The organism is Grimontia sedimenti (assembly GCF_011045095.1).
In the GTDB taxonomy this organism is placed as follows: Bacteria; Pseudomonadota; Gammaproteobacteria; order Enterobacterales; family Vibrionaceae; genus Enterovibrio; species Enterovibrio sedimenti.
The window spans coordinates 1-1,551 of sequence record NZ_JAALDL010000044.1; the positions used below are offsets into that span (position 1 = coordinate 1).

Consider the following 1,551-nt stretch of genomic DNA (forward strand, 5'->3'; position numbering starts at 1 on the left):
GATGATTCACTGCAATGGTATGGCTGGGATGATGACGGTGCTGGTGTACATGACGTGATTGGCACACGGTGCGATCCATACACTCATCACAATCTTCATGGCGAAAATTACCATCACTGCTGCCATTCAAATCTCGCCAAAGCACTTGCAGACAGGCTCGGTGTTAGTCAGAGAGAAGCGGAACCACATGTTCATGATGTTCATGATGTGCTGAATGTGTTCATGTGCACAGGTTTTACGAAAGATACACATCAGTATTTTATGAAGGCGAGCCCTGCCAGAAAGGGGGATTATATTGAGTTCTTTGCAGAAACGGATTTGCTTGGGGCATTGTCAGCATGTCCAGGTGGAGATTGAGGCGCGACGCACTCTGGCGACGAGGCGGAATGCCACCCGCTGACTGTAGAGGTGTTTACCGCACCTCCTGAAAGTTTGAAGGATTGGACACCATTCCAGCCCAGTGAATATCGCCCTGATTAGCTAGCGCGCTTCTTGCCCTTCCTGGCAGCCAACACAGTATCTGACTTCCGGTTTAATGGCTAAACGGGCGTCGGGGATATCCACACCACACTCTTCGCAAAAGCCGTACTCTTCATCTTCCAAACGCTGAAGTGCGGCATTCACTTCATTTAACTGGCTTTGAAAATACCTAAGATTGGATTTGGCCATTTCGTTTTGTTGAATCGCATCGATTCGCGCAACTCGACCGATGCAAGGTTGGTCCAGAGCAACAGGATCCGCTTGGTCTTTCAACAAATCTAGTTCTTCCAGAATGTGAGCTTTCAGGTTTTGCAGCCTTGCTTGATGCTCTGTCATACCGCGTCCTTGAAGCAGAATTCAACCGTTCAACTTTTAACCACACTACCAGAGATTCGAGGATTAAGACAAAAACTGAGGTTTTGTCGAAAGCCATAGGCAAACTCTTGGCTTCTGACCGGAAAGTTATCAATTCTCGACGTTTTAGTGTTTTTAAAGACAACTCTTCTACGTGCAGGGATAACCGTCTTTACCCTTCTCACTGATACAGCTTCATTGTTCCAACAACATGCCCGCACCCTCCATCTAGAGCCACAAGATGAAGGATTGCATCGGACTTTCGCATTTTTCTCTCAATCAGAAAGGGATTGGACGTGTCCCTATGTTGAACCACCTACAAGAAATAAAGGGGTAAACAATGAGCGATAACAAAATCGAAGAACTTCAGTCTCTACTGAATGTTCCGGATCCCAATGCTACAGCAGCCTCAAGTGATGTACAGACGCGCTCCCTATTCGGTGCCGCGCAGTGCCACAAAGGGACTGGCGTTCTAGCAGATATATTGAATGCTTTGCCTCCCGGTGGATTAGGCGGCAACGAAGAAGCCGCTTCTCCCTATCCGCCAGTCTCATTGCCTCAATACGACTTCACTACTTCTGCGCAACGGGCTTACGCCTTATCCAAAGCCCGAAAAGAAAACACATTTGAATACCTCAAACTTCCCGGCGCTGTTGTTCACGGAAATGTTCAATGTGAAGACGTCGCGAACGCCAATGAATGGCGATATCGAGGAGG

General features: G+C 47.8%; 2 protein-coding genes and 1 pseudogene. 2 read left to right on the plus strand and 1 reads right to left on the minus strand.

Translation table 11 applies throughout. From position 1 onward, the window contains the following. A partial coding sequence (locus G5S52_RS23385) for an urea carboxylase-associated family protein (RefSeq protein ID WP_235956495.1) occupies positions 1–357 on the plus strand: 357 nt, incomplete at its 5' end. Between the two features lie 123 nt (positions 358–480). On the opposite strand, the gene G5S52_RS23390 is transcribed toward G5S52_RS23385, so the two are convergent. After that, positions 481–816, minus strand: coding sequence for a TraR/DksA family transcriptional regulator (locus G5S52_RS23390; RefSeq protein WP_165018877.1), 336 nt, complete (start codon positions 814–816; stop codon positions 481–483). Between the two features lie 358 nt (positions 817–1,174). Between G5S52_RS23390 and G5S52_RS23395 the strand changes: the two are divergent. Beyond that, positions 1,175–1,551, plus strand: a pseudogene (locus G5S52_RS23395) (lipoxygenase family protein); the annotation flags it as partial.